The sequence below is a fragment of the Anaeropeptidivorans aminofermentans genome (genome assembly GCF_940670685.1).
GTDB lineage: Bacteria > Bacillota > Clostridia > Lachnospirales > UBA5962 > Anaeropeptidivorans > Anaeropeptidivorans aminofermentans.
The window spans coordinates 2,930,297-2,951,626 of sequence record NZ_OW711693.1; the positions used below are offsets into that span (position 1 = coordinate 2,930,297).

At 38.9% G+C, this 21,330-nt stretch carries 17 protein-coding genes; 1 reads left to right on the forward strand and 16 read right to left on the reverse strand.

The window, feature by feature from the left end; genetic code table 11:
* The first annotated feature begins 156 nt into the window (after positions 1 to 156).
* Complete coding sequence (locus NBX03_RS12350; protein ID WP_250228069.1) at positions 157 to 3,912, forward strand: InlB B-repeat-containing protein; 3,756 nt, start codon at positions 157 to 159, stop codon at positions 3,910 to 3,912.
* Positions 3,913 to 4,614: 702 nt separating this feature from the next.
* On the opposite strand, the gene NBX03_RS12355 is transcribed toward NBX03_RS12350, so the two are convergent.
* From NBX03_RS12355 to NBX03_RS12430, 16 genes are all read right to left on the reverse strand, one after another.
* A complete protein-coding gene (locus NBX03_RS12355) occupies positions 4,615 to 5,256 on the reverse strand; it encodes a precorrin-8X methylmutase (protein ID WP_250228070.1) in 642 nt (213 codons plus the stop codon).
* 12 nt (positions 5,257 to 5,268) lie between these two features.
* Positions 5,269 to 6,759, reverse strand: coding sequence for a cobyric acid synthase (locus tag NBX03_RS12360; RefSeq protein ID WP_250228071.1), 1,491 nt, complete (start codon positions 6,757 to 6,759; stop codon positions 5,269 to 5,271).
* Positions 6,752 to 7,816 (reverse strand): threonine-phosphate decarboxylase CobD, encoded by a 1,065-nt coding sequence (gene cobD / locus NBX03_RS12365; RefSeq protein WP_250228072.1) that lies wholly within the window; start codon positions 7,814 to 7,816, stop codon positions 6,752 to 6,754. Before cobD ends, NBX03_RS12360 begins: the two co-directional genes overlap by 8 nt.
* A 204-nt stretch (positions 7,817 to 8,020) precedes the next feature.
* Positions 8,021 to 8,980: an adenosylcobinamide-phosphate synthase CbiB gene (cbiB, locus tag NBX03_RS12370; RefSeq protein WP_250228073.1), complete on the reverse strand. Its 960-nt coding sequence runs from the start codon at positions 8,978 to 8,980 to the stop codon at positions 8,021 to 8,023.
* A complete protein-coding gene (locus NBX03_RS12375) occupies positions 8,973 to 10,352 on the reverse strand; it encodes a cobyrinate a,c-diamide synthase (protein WP_250228074.1) in 1,380 nt (459 codons plus the stop codon). Before NBX03_RS12375 ends, cbiB begins: the two co-directional genes overlap by 8 nt.
* The gene (cbiE, locus tag NBX03_RS12380; protein WP_250228075.1) at positions 10,352 to 11,551 is read right to left on the reverse strand and encodes a precorrin-6y C5,15-methyltransferase (decarboxylating) subunit CbiE; all 1,200 of its coding nucleotides are present in this window, start codon (positions 11,549 to 11,551) and stop codon (positions 10,352 to 10,354) included. The genes NBX03_RS12375 and cbiE overlap by 1 nt, the downstream gene beginning before the upstream one ends.
* Complete coding sequence (cobK, locus tag NBX03_RS12385; protein ID WP_250228076.1) at positions 11,548 to 12,288, reverse strand: precorrin-6A reductase; 741 nt, start codon at positions 12,286 to 12,288, stop codon at positions 11,548 to 11,550. Before cobK ends, cbiE begins: the two co-directional genes overlap by 4 nt.
* A complete protein-coding gene (gene cobJ / locus NBX03_RS12390; RefSeq protein WP_250228077.1) occupies positions 12,288 to 13,016 on the reverse strand; it encodes a precorrin-3B C(17)-methyltransferase in 729 nt (242 codons plus the stop codon). Before cobJ ends, cobK begins: the two co-directional genes overlap by 1 nt.
* Position 13,017: 1 nt before the next feature.
* On the reverse strand, positions 13,018 to 14,019 hold the full coding sequence (locus NBX03_RS12395) for a cobalt-precorrin 5A hydrolase (RefSeq protein ID WP_250228078.1): 1,002 nt from the start codon (positions 14,017 to 14,019) through the stop codon (positions 13,018 to 13,020).
* Positions 14,009 to 14,773 (reverse strand): precorrin-4 C(11)-methyltransferase, encoded by a 765-nt coding sequence (gene cobM, locus NBX03_RS12400; protein ID WP_250228079.1) that lies wholly within the window; start codon positions 14,771 to 14,773, stop codon positions 14,009 to 14,011. Before cobM ends, NBX03_RS12395 begins: the two co-directional genes overlap by 11 nt.
* Positions 14,774 to 14,778: 5 nt before the next feature.
* Positions 14,779 to 15,468 (reverse strand): precorrin-2 C(20)-methyltransferase, encoded by a 690-nt coding sequence (cobI, locus tag NBX03_RS12405; protein ID WP_250228080.1) that lies wholly within the window; start codon positions 15,466 to 15,468, stop codon positions 14,779 to 14,781.
* A gap of 23 nt (positions 15,469 to 15,491) precedes the next feature.
* The gene (gene cbiD, locus NBX03_RS12410; RefSeq protein WP_250228081.1) at positions 15,492 to 16,628 is read right to left on the reverse strand and encodes a cobalt-precorrin-5B (C(1))-methyltransferase CbiD; all 1,137 of its coding nucleotides are present in this window, start codon (positions 16,626 to 16,628) and stop codon (positions 15,492 to 15,494) included.
* A gap of 266 nt (positions 16,629 to 16,894) precedes the next feature.
* Complete coding sequence (locus tag NBX03_RS12415) at positions 16,895 to 17,671, reverse strand: sirohydrochlorin cobaltochelatase (protein WP_250228082.1); 777 nt, start codon at positions 17,669 to 17,671, stop codon at positions 16,895 to 16,897.
* A 763-nt stretch (positions 17,672 to 18,434) separates the two neighbouring features.
* Entirely contained in the window at positions 18,435 to 19,199 is a 765-nt protein-coding gene (locus tag NBX03_RS12420; protein ID WP_250228083.1) for an ABC transporter ATP-binding protein, read from the reverse strand.
* Positions 19,192 to 20,223, reverse strand: a complete 1,032-nt coding sequence (locus NBX03_RS12425; protein WP_250228084.1) for a FecCD family ABC transporter permease — start codon at positions 20,221 to 20,223, stop codon at positions 19,192 to 19,194. Before NBX03_RS12425 ends, NBX03_RS12420 begins: the two co-directional genes overlap by 8 nt.
* Entirely contained in the window at positions 20,180 to 21,145 is a 966-nt protein-coding gene (locus NBX03_RS12430; protein ID WP_250228085.1) for an ABC transporter substrate-binding protein, read from the reverse strand. The genes NBX03_RS12425 and NBX03_RS12430 overlap by 44 nt, the downstream gene beginning before the upstream one ends.
* Positions 21,146 to 21,330 lie beyond the last annotated feature (185 nt).

The window sequence follows — 21,330 nt, forward strand, 5'->3', positions numbered from 1 at the left end:
TATTTTATTTACTATTTGTATGCTATTTGTGCATTCTGTATGTTAAAAATTCTTTTTCTGTCATTTTTTAGTGCTATTTGTTGAAATATTCTTATGCAGATGATATACTTTCAAATAACCTTGTATAATATTATAAGCCTTTTGGAGGTGTATCTTTTGGAGTTTTTGAGCAATAGAAGCACATGGATTTATATTGCAGCTCTTATTTTGTTAGTGACTCTTTTTAGCTTTAAGGTTTACGCCATGCCTGAAGGCCTTGTTTTTACAGATATTAAAGGCCATGAAAACGAAAATATAATAAAAAAATGGTCTGATTTTAACATCATTTCCGGCTATGATAATAATACATTTATGCCGGACCGTTACATAACAAGAGCGGAATTTTCCGTAATAATTGATAATATTCTAAAAAGCACAAATTTCAATAATTATATATACCTGGATGCCTTTCCGGGGGAATGGCATTACATACCTTTAAGCAAAGCGGTTTCCAAAGGAATTCTAAAGCCTTATGAAAACCGTATTTTTCCCATGGAATATATTACGAAAAAAGAAGCCTTAGACGCCATTAAAGCCGCTTTTGGCATATCTTCTTCTAATGAACCTCTTGCAATTAATGAATCCATCACAAGAAGCGGACTCCTCAAAGAACTTGATAATTTAATAGGAAAAATATATTCTTCCCCCGGCTCCTATTCTTTCGATTTCCCTTTGGAAGGTTCAATAATCGTAAACTCCCCGAATGTTTCTCTTAATAATGTACATATAAACGGCAATTTAATTATTACTGAAAGCGCCTCTGCCCTCTCCATAAGCAATGTATCTGCAAACGGTAAAATAATAATTTTAGGAAAAACAAATACGGAGCTTTCCTCTCCAGAGCCGCTGAATATCAATTTTACAGGCCCTGATGGAAATATTTATGTTTACGGCAATTATGCCGATATTTCTCTTTCAGGAAACCTTAATACCCTTGTTCTCAATACCCCTAACTCACGCATTAATCTCTTATCGGGTAAAATAAATTCTATCAATTTAAACGGCAATTCCAATATAAATATTTCAGGCAGTGCTTCCATAAATAAAATCTCATCTTCTTCCCCCCACTCAATTATTTTAAATAATACTGAAAACATCAGTGAAATATCTGAAAACATAAAAATAAGTGGCACTAACAGCAATAAAGCTAAAGAAGAACCGAATAAGCCCTCCATTATATCTTCTTCTGATTCTGAAGATTATAACGAGGACATCCCTTCTCCTTCTAATGAGAACAACCAAAATCCCCCTCATAAAGCAGAAAAGTTTAATATTATCTTCAATGCTAACGGCGGAAAATTTAAAAATAATGCTTCAAAGTTAGAATTTCAATTAGAAATAGATTCTAAGCTTTATTTTTCTATGGTAGGCGAAAGACCTACTAAAAACGGCTTCTCTTTTAAAGGCTGGGCGCTTGAAAAGGATTCTTCGGAAGGTATTGATGATGGTTTTCCTATTTCTTCTGATATTACGCTCTTTGCCGTCTGGGAGAAAATGCCCGATCCCGTTTTTACCGTTTCTTTTGATGCCAACGGCGGCGTATTTGAAGATGATTTGGAAATATTGGATTTTCAACTAAATAAGAATTCTCCCCTTTATTTTTCTATTGCAGACCAAAATCCCACCAAGGGCGGCTTCTCTTTTAAAGGCTGGGCTTTTGAAAGGGATTCTTCGGAAGGTATTGATGATGGTTTTCCTATTTCTTCTGATATTACGCTCTTTGCCGTTTGGGAGAAAATGCCTGAACCAGTTTTTACTGTCTCTTTTGATGCTAACGGCGGTGTATTTAAAGATGATTTGGAAATATTGGATTTTCAATTAAATAAGGATTCTGTACTTTATTTTTCTATCATAGATAAAAATCCCATGAAGGACAGCTTCTTTTTTAAAGGCTGGGCTTTTGAAAGGGATTCTTCGGATGATATTGACGATGGCTTTCCTATTTCTTCTGATATTACGCTCTTTGCCATTTGGGAGAAGATACCTGAGCCCGTTTTTACCGTTTCTTTTAATGCCAACGGCGGCGTATTTGAAGATGATTTGGAAATATTGGATTTTCAAATAAACAAGGATTCTGTGCTTTACTTTTCTATCATAGATAAAAATCCCATGAAGGACGGATTTTCTTTTATAGGCTGGGCTTTTGAAAGGGATTCTTCGGATGATATTGACGATGGCTTTCCTATTTCTTCTGATATTACGCTCTTTGCCATTTGGGAGAAAATGCCTGAACCCATTTTCACTGTTTCTTTTAATGCCAACGGCGGTGTATTTGAAGATGATTTGGAAATATTGGATTTTCAACTAAATAAGAATTCTGTGCTTTACTTTTCTATCATAGATAAAAACCCTGCGAAGGACGGTTTCTCTTTTATAGGCTGGGCTTTTGAAAGGGATTCTTCGGAAGATATTGACGACGGTTTTCCCGTTTCTTCTGATATTACCCTCTTTGCCATTTGGGAGAAAATGCCTGAGCCCGTTTTTACTGTCTCTTTTGATGCCAACGGCGGTGTATTTGAAGATGATTTAGAAATATTGGATTTTCAATTAAATAAGGATTCTGTGCTTTATTTTTCTATCATAGATAAAAGACCTACGAAGGACGGTTTCTCTTTTAAAGGCTGGGCTTTTGAAAAGGATGCTTCGGAAGGCATTGTCGATGGTTTTTCCATTTCTTCTGATATTACCTTTTTTGCTATTTGGGAGAAAAATAATATAGAAGACGGGTCTTATGCCACTCCCTTTATCATCAATAGCCCTTATGATTTTCTTTCTATAGGTTCCGACACTGGTGAACATGAAGGTTGGAAAATGAACTCCTGCTACAAAATAAATTTTGATATTGATATGGCTGGAATAAATTTCTCTCCCATCGGAAGTAAGGATAAAAAGTTTACCGGAGTACTGATGGGAAATGGTAAAAACATTATAAATATAAGACTTAATAGCAATGAGCTTTATCAAGGCTTATTTTCATATTTGGGAAATAGCGGTGTAATTGAAAACCTAAATATATCTTTTGATGAAATAAAAATAGCAGCCAATGGAAGCGGCAATGTGTTTTTCGGGGGAATCGCAGGATATAACGAAGGGAATATAAAAAATTGCCGTGTGGAAATATCCGATTTTAATTCTGAAATAACATATAATTCTAAAACAGCCTTCTACGCCGGCGGAGTTGCAGGAAATAATGCGGGAAATATAGAACACGCTTCAGCCTATTTTAACATTACTTCCGCTTCCGGCAATTCCTATATAGGCGGTATCTCAGGATATTCCTCGGGAAATATTGGGGCCTCTTCTTCTGAATTTAATATTGAAATAACGAAAAAAGGCGGTACGGCGTATACAGGAGGAATAGCAGGAAATAATGAATCGATTATTTCAAATTCCTATTCCCAGGGGACACTTAGTATATCCGGAGTAGGAGTAGATAATTTTGCAGGACTTTTGGCAGGCAATAACAATGGAACCATAAAAAATGCCTATACGGAAGGCAATATAATTTCTCAAATAATCAGAACCCGTTCATGCCTTGGGGCAATTGCAGGGTATAACAATGGAAATATAGAAAATTGCGTAACTATCGCTGAAAAGATATCTTCTGTTTTTATAGATAAATTACATATAAAACGAATAAGCGGATATAATGCTGCATCGAAAGGCCTTTTAAATAATTATGCTCTTAACACTATGATTCTTGAAGTTGAAGGGGAAGCTGTCGATATTACGAGCAATAAAAATGAAGAACATGGCGAAAGCATCAGCATTGAGAGCATTGAAGATAAATCTTTCTTTAACACTATAGGCTGGGATTTTGATATATGGACATGGGATTCAGAAATTAAAAGACCTGTGATTATAGCACATTAAGATTTACAATTTTAAGTAAAGTAGATTAGAATCGAATTATTTTAATCTTTAAATAATCATTTAAGGCTTGTGAGTTTATATCGGGGCATTTACTGTAAGAAGATTCACAAAATTTTCGCGAAATCTTTCAAATCTTTCATTTTAATAAAATGAATCTCAGCAAAATGATTAAAATCTAGGATATTAAAAGAAATGTGTTATATGGTATTTACCGTGAGGCTTATGCTAGGGCGTGTCTGAAAAGTCTAAAACCTAGTTTATAGTAAATTTTTTATAAAGAAGTAACAAAAACCTATCCACTACGGATTCATCGTTATCAAACAAAAAACAAGTTTGATAACGATAAGAAATTGCTCACTTAAAAAGAATTTGCAGGCTTATGCCTGATCTTTTTCCAAGTTCGCGTAGTATAAAAACACGGATTTCCTTCGGAAACATAGTGAAATTGCCTTTATACCGTAATAGATATAAACCTTTCAATATATAAAATCAATGAAGGCAGTTTCACAAAGGCGCATTATTATATTTCTTCTAAAACGCATTTTTGAATCCTCCCGAATATACGGTTTTGTTACTATTTAAATTTACTGTATTTATTATTCTTAGCGGTTTGACTATTTTCAGGCACTGCCTAAGGGCACTTGTTTCAAACTATAAAAAGCGGAAAATATATAAATATATTTTCCGTTTCTATCTTTTTTATTATATCCTTGGGGAAGCCAAATATAAAAGAGCATTGCATATGGCGGCTGCAATATTGCTTCCGCCTTTTCTTCCCATGGCGGCAATATAAGGTATATCAAGGGAAGCAATCATTTCTTTGCTCTCCACCACATTTACAAACCCAACGGGAACGGCGATGATTAACCTTGGCTTTATTTTCTTCTCATCAATCAGTTCTTTAAGGCGTATGAGAGCAGTAGGGGCGTTTCCTACGGCAATGATAAAATCTTCTCCCATTTCGGCTGCCTTATCCATGCATTTGGCCGCCCTTGTGGTTTTATCCGCTTTTGCCTTTATAGCGATATCTTCATCTGCCATAAAGCAATGGACATGAACCCCCAGCCTTTTAGCCGCGGCTTTATTGATTCCAGATGCCGCCATATTCGTATCCGTAACGATGGAAATCCCTGATTTAAGAGCTTCTATTCCAAGATTTACGGCGTTTGCTGAAAACTTAAGATTCTCGGCGTAATCAAAGTCCGCCGATGTGTGTATTGCTCTTTTAATGACCATTTCCTCTTCGGGCTTTAGCTGTATGCCCTTTTCTGAAAGCTCTTGGGTGATTATTTCAAAGCTCTTATTTTCTATTTCATCCGGAGGAAGCTTAAAAAAATTATCCATCGTATTCTCCTCTTAAAAGCCCATTATTTTATAAATCAAATCCATGTTAATGTTCTTCCTTACGGCATCAGCCAGCAAATCATACTGCTGATCCTTATATGCTTCATAGCTAAGCCGCTGTTCTGTTCTTTCAAGGCCTTTCATATCCATAAATATATTTACAAAGGCATTGGTAAATTCATTGCCTTCAAATATGCCGTGTACATAAGTTCCGATTACATTTTCCTTAACATATCCGTCGGTGCTTTCATTTTTCCCATCGTTGATACGGGAAAAATTAGACCCTTCCTGCAAGCTGCTTTGTCCCATATGAATTTCATATCCCAAAACAGAAAGCCCTCCAAGGGGTTCAAAGATGCCCTTTGCATTTTCCACCGTACCGTTTACCCTCGTCCTAGTTTTTTCCTTTGAAAATACGGTTTCAGAAGGTATAATGCCCATACCCTTCATATTGCCGCCGTATTCCGTATTATAAGGGTCTTTTAAATATTCTCCGAGCATTTGGAAGCCGCCGCAGATACCCATAATCGGCACGCCTTTTTCATGAAGTCTTAAAATAGATGCTTCAAGGCCGCTTTCTCTAAGCCATTTTAAATCCCCCATAGTGTTTTTCGTTCCTGGTAATATAATTAAATCACTGTTTTTAAGCTCTTCAGGGCTTTTTACATAATTCAGATTGATTTCTTCAAATTGCTCTAAAGGATTAAAATCCGTAAAATTCGATATATGGGGAAATCTGATAACAGAGATATTAATAAGGCCTGATTTGTTTCTTTTTACAAGCCTTTCGGAAAGGCTGTCTTCGTCGTCGATATCCATATTCAAATAAGGCAGCACCCCTACTACGGGAACATTAGTTAAATCCTCAATCATTTTAAGCCCGGGTTTTAATATTTCCAAATCCCCGCGGAATTTATTAATAACAGTGCCTTTAACCCGCTTTCTTTCATGTTCTTCAAAAAGGGCTATGGTTCCGTAAAGGCTTGCAAACACGCCGCCTCTGTCAATGTCTCCTACGATAATGACAGGGGCGTCGGCAATCTCCGCCATGCCCATGTTTACGATGTCGTTTTCCTTAAGATTTATTTCGGCAGGGCTTCCGGCTCCTTCTATGACGATGATATCAAAGGTCTTTTGAAGCTCGTCATAAGCCTTTTTTATTTCAGGGATAAGGCTTTTTTTATATTTAAAATATTCGGCGGCAGGCATATTGCCAAGGACTGTACCGTTTACGATTACCTGGCTTCCTGTATCGCTGTTTGGCTTTAATAAAATTGGGTTCATAATGGCCAGAGGCTCCGTCCTGCATGCTTCCGCCTGCATTACCTGAGCCCTGCCCATTTCAAGGCCGTCTTTCGTTATAAAACTGTTTAAAGCCATATTCTGACTTTTAAAGGGGGCAGGCTTATATCCGTCCTGCAGAAATACACGGCAGAGACCTGCCGTTAAAATGCTTTTTCCGGCATTAGAGGTGGTTCCCTGAACCATAATAGACTTAGCCATGATATTGCCTCCTGATTTCTTTAAATGCCTCTATAAGGGCTTCATTTTCTTCTCTGCTTCTTACGGCGATGCGGTAATAATCTTCTGAAAGGCCCCTGTAATTTCCGCAGCTTCTGATGAGAATGCCTTCCTTTTCCGCCAGTTTATTTAAATCCTTCATTTCCGAAGAAAAAAATATATAATTGGCCATCGATGGATATACTTTAAACCCTATGTCCGAAAGCTCTTTTTTTAAATATGCTCTTTCTTCTTTAATCACAGTCTTTGTTTTTTCTATGTATGCTATATCCGAAAGAGAAGCAATTCCTGCAACTTGGGCTATGGTTGAAACTGCCCATGGCTGGGCAGAGTAATATAATTTCTCTAAAACTTCCCTGTTAGACGTGAGAAGATAGCCAAGCCGAATCCCTGCCATGGCAAAAAACTTCGTAAAGGATTTTAAGATGATTAAATTATCAAAATACGCCAGTTCATCTTTCAGGCTGTATTTTTCCGGTTCCTCCAAAAAATCGTTAAAGCATTCGTCAAGCACAAGAATGATATTCTTTTCTTTGCATTTTTTAAGTATCTTTAAAACACTTTCCTTTTCCTCTGCAATTCCTGTAGGATTATTGGGATTGCAGAGAAAAAGAATATCGATATCATTCAGCCGATCAACTATATCCTCATCAAGAGAAAATTCTTTATCCTCTTTAAGAAAATAATATTCTATTGCGCAATCTACGGTTTGAAGGGCCTGTTCGTATTCCGAAAAGGTAGGCGCCAAAAGGAGAGCCTTTTTAGGCTTCGCAACAAGGGCGATACGAAAGATTAAATCGGCTGCACCGTTTCCGAACAGGATATACGCTTCCTTTATATTTTCATAAGAAGCTGTTTTTTCCCTAAGGCTTCTGCAAAAAGGGTCGGGATAGGGCGGCAAATTATCAAGCTCTTGAAGAATAGCTTCTTTTACTGCCCTATTTAATCCCAGAGGATTTATATTGGCGGAAAAGTCCAAGGGCTTCTTCCCATATTTTCTTCTGTATGATTCAATATCTCCCCCGTGGGCATATTCCATTTTATTTCCTCCTGTAAAAGGTTTATACTTGATTTAATAGTAAAGTCTATTTATTTTTATTCCCCAGGAAGCAGGTAACTTTGAGAGGGCATATAATCAAAAAAACAAATAGACAATACTGTTATTTCATATTGAAATAAGTATACCATTGTTAAAAACCACTGAGCGTAATTTTATAGAAAGCAGAAGCTATATGATAATTTTTCATGTGCTCACGGCGATTTTAAGAATAGAGAGCATAAGTAGAAACAATATGCTGGAAGCATATAAAAGCTTGTTCACTGAAGGGATATCCTCCGGCTCTATTTCTTTCAAGGCTTTCCCTATGGTCGGCTTTTCATAAAGCTCTCCGAAATAATAGGCGTTTCCTGCAAGCTCCACTCTTAAAGCCCCTGCCGCCGCGGATTCCGTCTGGGCAGAATTGGGGCTTTTATGGTTCAGCCGGTCTTTCTTAAATACCTTCCATGCATTTTTATAGTCCATATTCAGCATAAAAGCTGACGCAATAATCATAAAAGCCGAAAGTCTTGAAGGGATAAAATTCATCACGTCATCAAGCCTTGCCGCTACTTTCCCGAAATAAAAATATTTCTCATTTTTATATCCTACCATACTGTCCATGGTGTTCACAGCCTTATAGAAAAATCCAAGGGGCGCCCCTCCTATAAATATAAAAAACATCGGGGCCGTTACTCCGTCACATAAGTTTTCTGCTACGGTTTCTACGGCAGCCTTTGTGATGCCTTTAAAATCAAGGTTTTTTGTATCTCTTCCGACAATTCTTCCTACGGCAGTTCTTGCGCCTTCAAAATCCTTTGCCTGAACCTTTTCATATACATTCATGCTTTCATTTTTCAAGCTTTTCATAGCAAATATCTGAAAGCACATGAATATTTCTATTCCGTAATAAAGATATAGGTTTATTCTCTTTGCAATAAAAAGAATGAAAAACGCCGTTCCCCATGAAATCAGCGGAACTAAAACAGCGAGAAAAAAACCTGCCGCAAGCTCTCCTTTTGAATCCTTGGGAAATAATTTTCTTAAACCTCTTTCCATGAAGCTTATGAGCTTTCCTATGGCAATGACAGGGTGGTAAAGCCACTTTGGGTCGCCAAAAAGCATATCCAATAGAAACCCTGCCGAAATAATTAAAATATCATTCATTTTTTATTCTCTTTTCGTGAAATTCATAAGCTGATTTTATAAAGCCTTTTGCAAATTCAATATTGCCGTAAAAATAAAGATGGGGAAATCCCGCAAATATATTCTTTTCGGCAATAATACATTCATATTGCCTATTGGAAAAAGGCTTTTCGGCGATGAAGCTGCGGCCGTTTTCTTCCGTATCCCAATAATGAAACTCATGGGCATTGATGCTTTCACCTTTTTTAACAAGAATATTATCTTCATTGGAAATCAGGCTGATATAGCCGAAGCGCTGTAATTTCTCCGTTTTATATGCTCTTTTGGAAAATACCCCTGCCATGGGATACTCTGTTGAATCAGTACCTTCAAGGGATGCATTCAGATACAGAAAGCCGCCGCATTCCGCAAAGACAGGCATTCCTTTATCCGCCGCATTTTTAATGCTTTTAAGCATGGATTTATTTTTACTTAATTTATCTGCGTAAAGCTCGGGATAACCGCCGCCGATATAAAGGGCGTCTATATTCTCCGGAATTTCCGCATCATTTAGGGGACTTATATCAATAAGCTCTCCCCCCAATTCCTTTAAAATATCCAGATTTTCATCGTAGTAAAAGCAAAAGGCTTCGTCCATGGCAACGGCGATTTTAGGCCCGGGGCGATACATAGGCCTTATTGGCGGAAGCTCCCCTTTTATCTCCGGGGCAGAATTTCCGATTGCTATAAGTTTATCTAAATCAATAGATTTTTCTATTTCTTCTGCTAAAACCATGATTTTTTCTTTTAAATCCTTTTGCTCTCCTGTCGTAACAAGGCCTAGATGCCTGCTTTCAATGGCAATTTCTTTCTTTTCCGGAAGATAGCCGATGATAGGAATTCCTGTTTCTTCTTCTAAGGTGCCTGCGAATTTTTCATAAAGCATTTTAGGGCATTTATTCAATATAATGCCTGCAATATTGCTGTCTTTTCTAAATTCTTTAAAGCCTTTGATTAACGCCCCTAAGGAAAGAGAAGCCCCTCTTGCGTTGATTGTCAAAATGACAGGTGCCGTAAGGGTTTTGCTCACTTCGTAGGCAGAGGCCCTATGGCTGATGCCGCCGAGACCGTCATAATAACCCATGGCCCCTTCGATGACAGAAAAATCAGAATCCTTTGCGTATTTGGAAAAAATACCTCTTGCCATAGACTCATCAACAAAAAACAAATCCATATTATGACTGTCGGCATTGATTATTTTTTTATGGAACATGGGGTCAATATAATCCGGCCCCGATTTAAAGGCAGAAAGCTTCAGGCCTCTATTCATAAGCGCCTGTAAAATACCGCAGGTAACGGTGGTTTTTCCTTCTCCGCTTCTGGGGGCTGAAATGAGGATTCTTGGCATATTCATTAGGAAACCCCTCCGCTTATAATATAGATAGGATTTTGAGCAAGCATCATATGTTTTTCACCGGCTGGCTTTGACCTTGAAATATTAACTTCAATGATTTCAGAGTTTTCTATGGAATGTTTTTTAAATGAAGCTAGGACTTCTAAAACTGTTTCCAAGGTGATAGCACTTGCCGCAATACGCATATTGGGATTTCTATTTAGTAAGGTTTCAATAATTTCTTCAATATTTCCTTTGGAGCCTCCGATAAATGCCGCATTTGGCATCGGAAGGCCTTCCAAGGCTTCCGGAGCCGTACCCTCCACTACTTTTATATTCCCTAAATGAAATTTTCTTGCATTTTCTCTGATAAGGCCGCAGGCTTCCCCATTATGATCTATGGCATAGACTGTGCCGTTTTTTAAAAGCCTGCCAAGCTCTATGGATATAGAGCCTGTCCCTGCGCCGATATCGTAAATTAGATCGTTTTCTCTTACTTTAAGCTTCGATAGGATAATGCTTCTGACCTCTGATTTTGTCATAGGAACACTGCCTCTATTGAAAACCTCATCGGGAAGACCGGAATTCACATATTCCTCCGCTGAAAAATAAGGATTTTCTAAAATAACAGCACTTAAAGAGGAAAAATCCTTCCCATAAAGCTCCTTTGCTTTTCCCGAAGTAATGCATTCATTTTCATAGGAAAGATTCTCCCCTATGTGAACCACAATATCTTCCAAATTACTTTCAACTAAATCACTGATCATGGTTTTAGGAGTAATTTTTCCGCCGGTTGTAAAAAAACATTCCTTATGAGAAAGTATAATGGGTAAAATATCCGTCTCTATGCCGTGGGCCGTTGCTAAATGCATCTCCTGCCATGGCTTTTTAAGCTTTGAAGCCAAATACTGAACTGTTGAGATGCCGGGATAGGTGTCTATTTCATAAGCTGAAATATGTTCATACAGGCCCTTTGCACCGCTATAGATGCCGATGTCACCGCTTAAAAGCACGCAGATGTTTTTATACCCATTGCTTTTTATGATTTCGGCTATTTTCTCTGAATTAATTTCTTCAAATTTATCTGCAGAAATATCGGAAAAGCTCTGTAAAATCCGCTTTGCTCCGATAAGGCAGTCGGCTTCTTTGATTCTTTTTTCGGCGCCTATGGTAAGGGTGTCTCTGTTTCCCATGCCGATTCCGATTAAAGCTATTTTCATATTTCCTCCTTAAAGGCTGAAAGAATTTCTTTAAAGCTCATGCCTTCTTCTTCGGAACGCTTTATAACAACAGAAAGGAGATTGCATTCTCTTGCGGCTTCTATTTTTTCCATAAAGCCGCCGGCCTTTCCGCCGTCTTTCGTGATAAGTATTTTTATATTGAACTGCCTGTATAAGGCAAGATTAATTTCCTTTGAAAAAGGCCCCTGCATAGCAATAATATTGCTTTTTTTATAGCCTAGCCTGTCACAGGCCTCAATTGCTTCCACCGTAGGCAATACCCTTGGATATACCCTTTCGGAAAAATCAGAAACTCTTGTATAAGCTTCCAAATCCTTGCTTCCTGTGGAAAGAAGGATATTGCCTTCGTTTTGATTGATAATTTCAATCGCTTCTGCTATATCTTTTACTATAATAAGGCCTTTGGTATCCGATTTTTCTCTTAAAAGCCGCATATATTTTATGCCCGTATCCATAGCCGCTTTTTTTATATTCTCCGTTGCTATAATGGCGTAAGGGTGGGTGGCGTCAATGACGGTATCAAATTCTTCACTTATGAAGAAGCTTTTCATTTCTTCGGCATCCATTCTGCCATAGATGGTTTTGATATTCCGATCCATCAGGCTATAGCCGTATTCTGTTGCAACAGACACAGTAATATCTAAATCAAGCTTTGATAATGCTTCTGAAAGGGATCGCCCTTCTGTCGTTCCGCCGAAAATCAAAATCTTTTTCATTATAATCTGTAGCCCCTCGGTGTTACCATTTTGTTATCTATCATAACAGTCTCTTTATTTCCTATAAAAACAGTGGTAAACATATCTACTTTTTCGTCTTTTAATTCCTTTAAGCTTAACACCTTATATGCTTCCCCGTGACGGCCGATATTTCTTACTAAGCCGCAAACAGTTTCAGGAGGCTTATGTTCCATCATGATGCTGCAGGCCTTTTCTAAATAGTCGCTTCTTTTCCTGCTGGAAGGATTATAAAGGCATATAGCCATATCGGCTTCCGCAGAAAGCCTTAAGCGTTTTTCAATCAGTTCCCAAGGGGTTAATAAATCACTTAAAGAAATGACGGAAAAATCATGGCCCAAAGGCGCCCCAAGGACTGCTCCGCCGCTTAAAGCCGCTGTAATTCCAGGGATTACTTCCACTGAAACATTTTCATAGTCACTTAAAAGCTCGTATATAAGCCCCGCCATGCCGTAAACTCCTGCGTCACCGCTGGAAACCATGGCAATGGTTTTCCCCTTGGAAGCTTCTGAAAGGGCGGCTTCACAGCGTATTTTTTCCTGTTTCATGGGGGTTGTCATAAACTCCTTATGGGAAAACTTCTCCTTTAATAAGTCCGCATATACTGTATATCCTACGATGATATCTGATTCCTCTAAGGCTGTTAAAGCCTTTTGGGTCATGTTTTCAATATCTCCCGGGCCGATGCCCACAACATATAATTTTCCCATACTATACCTCAAAATCTATATTATAATTGCCCTCCGAAAGGGCCATGGTGATGCCGTCAAAGGCTCTTTTTCTGAAAATAAGCCTGCCGTTATTTCCCAATACGGCGCTTCTTTCACATACATTGTCTACTCCTGTAACGCTCTTTACAAAATCCGAAGAGACAAAATCCCCTTTTGCCGCCACAAGCTCCTGCGAAGTAAAAATAACGAGAGGGATATTATGTTTTTCCGAAAGATTTAAAATTGCCTTTTCATCTTTTTTTAAGTCTATGGTAGCTATCTTAAAAATAGCTTTTTCATGAATCTCTGAAAGACTTAAAAGCTCTGCGAAAGCCTTTTCCATTTTTTCCGCAGCCATATCTTTACGGCAGCCGATACCTAAACATAAGCTCTTTGGAATTAAATGAAGGGCGTCTTCTTTTATTTTATAAGGGCTTATTATGACGTCAGGCTGAGTTCCTTCTAATTGAACCCCTTTAGGGATTTTTCCTTTGATTTCATAAAGGCTTTTTATATAGATATTTTTGCCTGATAAAATTTTAGCGGAAACCGGGGCTATTTTTTCAGGATTGGCGATGGAAAGATTGTTTTTCTTCGCCCATGTGTCTACGGCAAAGACATTGTTAATATCTGTCGCCGTCGTAATCACAGGAACCGCCTCTATGAGCTTTGATATTTCCTCCGTAAGGGCATTGGCTCCGCCTAAATGGCCGGAAAGCAAGGATATCACAAAGCACCCTTTTTCATCTATGACGATTACGGCAGGGTCTACGGTTTTGGATTTCATAAAGGGGGCAATAGCCCTTACGGCAATACCGGTGGCCCCTATGAATATCAGGGCCCCTGCTTCCTTGAAGCTCTCTTCCGTCCATTTTGAAAGGTTCGTGTGCTCCTTTTTCCCGGAAGAAAGGCTTATGCTGTTTCCTTTCTGGTGAAGAAGCTCTTGGAGCCTTTCTCCAAGGGCCATTCCTTTTTCAGTAAATGCAATCATATTAATTTTCATTTGTTGTTCCTTTACGGAATTCCGTTGTAAAGTCCGGGGCATAAAGCCTTGACCTTTCGTATGGTTCTCCTAAAAAGCCCCCCACGAGAATCAGGGCAGTCTTTTTTATATTGTTCTTTTCGGCGGTTTCCGCAAGCTCCGAAAGCCTGCACCGAAACACCTTTTCATCGGGCCATGTGGCTTTATAAACGATTGCCGCCGGTGTATCCTCCGAATAGCCGCCTTTTATCAGCTCCTGCTGCAATCCCTTTATAAGCCCTGTGCTTAAAAAAATCACCATCGTGGCTCCATGGGCGGCAAAGGAAGCTATTTTTTCCTTTTCAGGCACAGGGGTCCTGCCTTCCATTCTTGTGATAATGACGCTTTGGCTTACCCCCGGAAGGGTATATTCTGCCTTTAAAGCAGCCGCTGCACCGCAGAAACTTGAAACCCCCGGCACTACGTCATAGGCTATATTTCTTTCGTCAAGCTCGTCCATCTGCTCTTTTATGGCACCGTAAAGGCATGGATCCCCCGTGTGAAGCCGTACTGTAAGGCAGCCCTTTTTCTCGGCTTCTTTCATGACAGTAATCACTTCTTCAAGGGTCATTTCTGCACTGTTATAAATTAAAGCATCTTTACGGCAGTATTCTAAAAGCTCTTTATTTACAAGGCTTCCCGCATAGATGACGCAATCTGCCTTTTCCAGAAGCCTTGCTCCTCTTACGGTTATAAGGTCCGCCCCTCCGCTTCCCGCTCCTACAAAATAGACCATAGCATCTAATCCTTTACTATAATAGTCGTAAAATAACTTCCGCCGTCTTGCGCTTCGTTCATATCATATATAACCTTTTCATTGGGCAAGCCGCAGTTTTCCACCAAAATGGCTTTTTCCAAAAGTCCTGCTTCAGCTAATGCTTTTTTAACGCTTTCAATGGATTCTTTGTTTTTCATCAAAACCTTAGTGCCTTTTAGGCCAATGTTTTCTTCAAGGCCTTCATGGCACATGGGCACAATATGCAAAGGCTTTTCGATGGAAGTAAGGCTTTCCTGCAATCTTGCCCCCACGGCACAGAAGCTTGTAATCCCAGGAATCATTTGAGTTTCAAAGCCTTTCTCCTTAATTAAAGGAAGGATATAGCTTACGGTAGAATAGATGGAAACATCACCCAAATTAAGCATGGAAACATTCAATCCCTGATTTAAATAGCCTTCCGCTTCTTTGGCTATTGCTTCATATCTTTTTTGTCTGATTGTTGCATCCTTTACCATGGGAAAAGCTATTTTCACAACCTTTTTCCCTGAAAAATCCACGGCTCCTTCTGCGATGCTTAAAGCTAAGGATTGCCCGCTTTTTGTTTCCGGCGCAAGAATGATTTGAGAATTTTCAATGGTCTTTACGGCTTTCAAAGTCAAAAGCTCCGGGTCTCCCGGGCCGATGCCCACGCCGTAGAATACTCCTTTTTTCATGATGTACCTCTTTAGATTTATTTTTATGGGGCAATTTCTCTGAAATATGCCATAAGCCTATCTAAACCGCTGCTTTTGGCGAGGATACCCCATTGATTGCTGTAAATCATAATTTCTGTATTCAGGCCCTCGGCCTTTCGTTTGATATTATGCTCTATTTTTTCCATAAGAGATGCCATAACCCTATCCCTTAAATGAACTTCATCAAGGATTTCTATGGCCTCGTCTGTGGTTACGCTATTCATAAGGCGTATGAGTATTTCTTTATCCGCCCCGGAGACTCCTGCATGGGCCGTTATGATTTCTGCCCTGCCATCCCCATACATGGAATGGGTATTTAGCATATTGGCGGAAAGCTTTACAAATTTCCCGATATGGCCTACAAGAAGCACATTTTCAAAGCCGTAGTTTAAGAGAAAATCGATGGTTTCTCCGATAAAATTAGCGCATTTTATCTGAGGGATTTTTTCCGCAAAAGGATAACTTTTTAAAAAATCCTCCCCGTAATTACCGGGGGTGATGATAATATCCTTCTTATGCTCTGCCGAAATCATCTTGATTTCTGCTTCTATAGTATCTACAAGGGCTTGAAGGCTCTGGGGCTCCACGATGCCTGTGGTTCCGAGAATGGAAATACCCCCTTCAATGCCAAGGTTTGCGTTAAAGGTCTTCTTGGCTATTTCTTCTCCCATAGGGGCGCTGATAATTACATTAAGGCCGCCGGTATAACGATATTCTTTGCATACCTTTAAAACCGCTTCTTCTATCATTTGCATCGGAACCTTATTGATGGCGGCTTCTCCGACGTTTTGCTGCAGCCCCCGCCTGGTTACCCTGCCGATGCCCTTTCCCCCGTCTACAATAATTTTTCCGTCATCTCTAAAAGACACTTCAGCATAAATCAGCATCCCTCTGGTGGCATCAATATCGTCGCCGGAATCCTTTTCTACAGCACAGGAGGCCTTTTCTTCATTCAGTATGATATCATGAAGCATTGCTTCTACTTTTAATCCCTTTGGGGTCATAATATCTGCTTTTGAAGCGGTATTTTGGCTTAAAAGCATAAGGGCAGAAGCCTTTGCGGCAATCGTCGCACAGGTTCCGGTAGTATACCCGCATCTTAATTTTTTTCTTCCTTTTGTGATATAATGCTCAAACAAGAAAACCGCCCCTGTACTTTCAGCTAAACTTTTTTATAATAAATTTAAAATTAAACAGCAGCAAAAGCCGTTTATGGAAAATAGCTTTTTGTTTCTATTTCAATCTCATTTTGCTTTAATTTATAGTAAATTTCTTATAAAGAAGGAACAAAAACCTATTCGCTGCGGATTCAAAAACACGGATTTCCTTCGAAAACAGTACATTTTTGAATTCTCGCAAATATACGGTTTTGTTCCTGTTTTGCTTGAAATTTACTATACTATATTTATTTCTTCATGGATTCTTCCAAATGGTTCATATAAATAGTTCTTATTTCTTCGTATTCGCCAAGGCCTTTCAGTATGACTTCAACCTCGATGCCTTCATTGGCAATGATTGCTTTCCAGCTGTCGTCCTCATCTCCTGCCATATCATTTGTGGCATGGTCTCCCGCAACAAGCATCAAAGGCGTAAGCTTTACTTTTTTAGGCTTCATTTCTTTCAGTGCTTCTATAATATCTTCAATATCGGGCTTTGCTTCAACGGTGCCTACAAGAATATTCTGAAAGCCTTTTTTATCAAATTCGGCCTTGATTTCCTCATATACCTTATTAATTTCATGTTCTGTTCCGTGGCCCATTAAAACAAGAGCTTCGTCTTCTTCCAGCGGGAAGGCCTTTGATATAATATTCGTAAAGGTTTCAACATCGGAATAATCTGCAAATAAAGGCTTTCCTACGGTGATTGTTTTAAATTTATCCTCATATTCAGAAACCATACGAAGCATTTTCTCATACTCGTCACCGCATATGATGTGGGTAGACTGAATATGCAGATTTTCTATGCCGTCATCTAAAAGCTTTTGAAGGGCTTCTTTCACGTTAAAAATCTTCATGCCTCTTTTTGAAAGGCTCCTTATAATCATGGAGCTTGTATAAGCCTGAACCAAAGCATAAGAAGGGTATTTTTCGGATATTGCTTTTTCAATATTGTTAATCGTCTTTTCTCTTGTTTCGTCATAGGTAGTACCAAAACTGATTAATAAAATTGCATCTTTTCCCATAATATCCTCCTGGAATATAATAAAGTTCAGCGTAAAATAGCTTTAAAATAGTAGCAAAACCCTATTTTCATAAACGGCTTAAACATAATAGAAACGCTTATATTAAGCCCTTCATAGTCAACAAAGCTGAAAAGGACCTTTATTGACTATGAGGAAGCGTTCATCTATCTTCACTGTAACTATTTTCAGATTCACTAAGTATAAAATATACAGTTTTTTACTACAACTAAATTATTTTAAATAGGCTGCGGGCAATCCAAACCGCCACTTATAAAGCTCACAGGGCATTTTTATGCTCAGAGAACTTAAAATCAAGCATAAGCTTGTAAATCTCTTTTAAGTGAGCCCTGGTTACTAAGTTCGTGCCTTCTCATAATAATAAAAAAACCATTTTCTATACGAAAACGGCGGCAAAAGCTCAGGGCTTGTGGCTGCTTCTCCTATGTTTCGTAGGCAAGCAGTTTGCGGCCAGTTTTCCGCTATGGCTTAAGTAACAGAAACTCTGTTACTTAAAGACAGTTTTCCGGCTTCATAAGAAGATTTCTTCTTATTTCACGGTGGCGAACCCGCACAGGAATTTACCTGTTTGCCTGTCTTTAAAGCATTTCTTAAAGTATAACACAGCCTGCATAGGCCGTCAATTTATACAAAGGGAACTTAAAATAAGATATAAGCGTAAGCTTGTAAATCTTTTTTAGGAAGCGCCTTTTTAACAAACAGATTTTCATCTTTGTTAAAGATATTACAGTATCTCTGCAATTTATCAAATATTCCTAAAAAAATATTGGATACCTGCGGTTTTTGTTTCCTCCTTGGAAATGGAAACCCCAAAGGCCTCGTTTATACGGCCTGATTCGTACACGTCTTCCGGCTTTCCTGAAATTATCATCTCCCCCTTATTCATGAGAGCTATTTTATCGGAATTTTTAAGGGCCAAATTCAAATCATGCAAAACCATAATAACAGTTTTTCCCCGTTCTTTAAGAAGCTTTGCCATATTCATGATTTCAAGCTGGTGGGATATATCCAGATACGTCGTCGGCTCATCGAGAAAGACGATTTCCGTATCCTGAGCAATAACCATGGCAATATAGGCCTTTTGCCTTTCTCCTCCCGAGATACGGCTTAAATTTTTATGGGCCAAATGAAAAATATTCGTTGCCTTCATAGCTTCCCGTGCTATTTCATAATCTTTTTTCGTGTACCTTCTGGGATAGCCTAAATAAGGGAATCTTCCATGGAGAACCATTTTTTCAACGGTAATATTATAAGTATTTCTTGATTGGGGAAGATACGAAATCTCTTTGGCTACATCACATCTTTTTATAGTAGATAACTCTCTGCCTTTAAGCAGAACTTTTCCGCAGAAAGGCTCTAATAGGCCTGCGGTAATTTTTATAAATGTGGACTTTCCGCAGCCGTTCGGGCCGATGATTGTTGTGATTTCTCCTTCCGAAAACCCAAGGGAAACATTATGTATCTTAGGCTCTTTGAAATATCCCCCTGTAATATTCAACGCTTCAAGCATCTTCACGCCTCCTTTTTCGTCCCAGAAGAAGCCATATGAAAAATGGAACTCCTAAAAAAGACATGATGATTCCCAAAGGAAGCTCATAAGGGGCAAATATTACTCTTGCTAGGGTATCACATATACAGGCGAAGGCCGCTCCCATAATTGCCGAAAGAGGCAGAAGCTTCTTACTTTCATTTCCTGTAAAGAACCTTGCTGCATGGGGAATAATAAGGCCTATAAATCCTAAAAGACCGGCAAAGCTTACAGATGCGCCTGCAAGGGCCGCCCCTGAAACAAGAAAGATAAATTTATAAAGCTTCGTGTTAAGGCCAAGACTTTTGGCTGTAGTTTCCCCAAGAGAAAGCACGTCCATTTCATTGGAAAGGCTTATGGTAAGAAGGATTGCCAATAATATGATTATCCCGGGAAGCCTGATGCTGTCTATGGTTGCTCCTGCGATGCTTCCGATTCTAAAGGAGGTGGTTCCCGTTAGCGCTTCCGGAAAGAAAGTGACTATTGTATCTATTCCGGCGCTTAAGAGGCTGCTTACGGCTACTCCTGCAAGGATTAAGGTTGCCCTGCCCGCCCCTGTTCTTGAGGATAACAAATATACAAAAAGCACCGTAAAAAGCGCACCTAAAAATGCGGCAAAAGGAGACAGATAAAAATAATCGGGAAAAAAAGCATAAAACAAAATAACTGCAAATCCCGCACCGGAATTTACCCCTATAATATTCGGCCCTGCAAGGGGATTTTCTAAAACCGACTGTATTACTGCGCCGGAAACTGCAAGGGCACTGCCTGAAAGCAAGGCGGCAAGCATTCTCGGAAACCGCACATGGGCTATGATTCTATAGGTTTTGGAATTTTCTCTTAAAATAAGCGCTTCTGTAATATCTTTAAGGCTTATATTTACGGAACCTATGCAGATACTTAATACTATGGCAATGAAAAGAACCCCAATACTAAAAAACATGATGGTTTTAAAATCCGGCTTATTCTGTTTTATCTGAATAAAGAATTTCCTTAAGCATTTCATAGCTTTCTCCCCATCTGGCATTTGGCTTATAGTGGAATAAATCCTTCGGAAGCACTATGTAACGATCATTTTTAACTGCCGAAAGCTCATTCCAAGCCGGGTTTGACTGTATGCCCTTTTTAAGAGATTCAATAGCCTTTTCACTTGATGCTCCCATGGTCACTACAAAAATATAGTCCGGGTCCTCGGAAATAATGCTTTCTATACTTAAATCTTCAAGAAGGCTTTTATCGTTATCCGCTATATTGATGCAGCCCATGTCTTTAAGCATAATCCCTGTCATATTATCGCTTCCCTTGGCCTTTGCTCCTGTGGAAAAGGCCCTTATGAAAAGAACTTTCGGGCTCTCACCTTTTATGCCTTTTATAGCTTCCTCTATTTGTTTTTGTACTTCAAGACCATTTTTTTCATATAAATCTTTTCTGCCTGTTATATCCGTACATATTTTAAGCATCTGAAGATAATCGTCAAAGCTCTCCACATCAAAATATGCCGTGGTAATACCTGCATTATTAATGGCGTCGTATAAATCCACATGCTCTGCTATATTTGAGGATAAAATGACGAGGTCTGTATCCATTTCTATAAGCTTTTCTACACTTGGGCTTTTCATAAGGCCTAAATCAACAACGCCTTCTCCTAAATCAAGCTCCCTTTCGGAATAGGCGTCCTCTGTAACCCCTGCCAGCTCTCCGCCGGCAAGTAGCCATGTTTCCGCAAAGCTTCCCATAACGGCAGCCACATTTTCAGGGTTTTCTACGGAGATTTCCTTTCCTAAAGCATCGGTAAATGTAACGGCACTTTTTGCTGTTGCAATTTCCTTTTCTGTACTTTCTTTACTCTTCGTACACCCCATAAGCCCTGCTGCAGCAAGAATAAAAATAACAATGGAAAAAAATACAGGTCTTACTCTAACTTTCATTATTCCACTCCCTCTATAGATAATTGTAAATACATACAAATGAGCAAGCATATATCAAGCAACTTAAAAAATGATACAAGCATAAGCTTGTAACTCTTTTTTAAATGAGCACCCCGTTATAGTTTTTAAACCAATTTTAAATTTGATAATTATAACAGCATTTGCTATAAAGCTTGCTCTGTTCG

Coding starts and splice junctions, on each gene's coding strand:
- NBX03_RS12355 (WP_250228070.1), bottom strand. CDS start 5,256: ATGGATAATTTTTTTAAGCTTCCTCCGGATGAAATAGAAAATAAGAGC.
- NBX03_RS12360 (WP_250228071.1), bottom strand. CDS start 6,759: ATGGCTAAGTCTATTATGGTTCAGGGAACCACCTCTAATGCCGGAAAA.
- cobD (WP_250228072.1), bottom strand. CDS start 7,816: ATGGAATATGCCCACGGGGGAGATATTGAATCATACAGAAGAAAATAT.
- cbiB (WP_250228073.1), bottom strand. CDS start 8,980: ATGAATGATATTTTAATTATTTCGGCAGGGTTTCTATTGGATATGCTT.
- NBX03_RS12375 (WP_250228074.1), bottom strand. CDS start 10,352: ATGAATATGCCAAGAATCCTCATTTCAGCCCCCAGAAGCGGAGAAGGA.
- cbiE (WP_250228075.1), bottom strand. CDS start 11,551: ATGAAAATAGCTTTAATCGGAATCGGCATGGGAAACAGAGACACCCTT.
- cobK (WP_250228076.1), bottom strand. CDS start 12,288: ATGAAAAAGATTTTGATTTTCGGCGGAACGACAGAAGGGCGATCCCTT.
- cobJ (WP_250228077.1), bottom strand. CDS start 13,016: ATGGGAAAATTATATGTTGTGGGCATCGGCCCGGGAGATATTGAAAAC.
- NBX03_RS12395 (WP_250228078.1), bottom strand. CDS start 14,019: ATGAAAATTAATATGATTGCATTTACTGAAAAAGGAATGGCCCTTGGA.
- cobM (WP_250228079.1), bottom strand. CDS start 14,773: ATGGTCTATTTTGTAGGAGCGGGAAGCGGAGGGGCGGACCTTATAACC.
- cobI (WP_250228080.1), bottom strand. CDS start 15,468: ATGAAAAAAGGAGTATTCTACGGCGTGGGCATCGGCCCGGGAGACCCG.
- NBX03_RS12415 (WP_250228082.1), bottom strand. CDS start 17,671: ATGGGAAAAGATGCAATTTTATTAATCAGTTTTGGTACTACCTATGAC.
- NBX03_RS12420 (WP_250228083.1), bottom strand. CDS start 19,199: ATGCTTGAAGCGTTGAATATTACAGGGGGATATTTCAAAGAGCCTAAG.
- NBX03_RS12425 (WP_250228084.1), bottom strand. CDS start 20,223: ATGAAATGCTTAAGGAAATTCTTTATTCAGATAAAACAGAATAAGCCG.
- NBX03_RS12430 (WP_250228085.1), bottom strand. CDS start 21,145: ATGAAAGTTAGAGTAAGACCTGTATTTTTTTCCATTGTTATTTTTATT.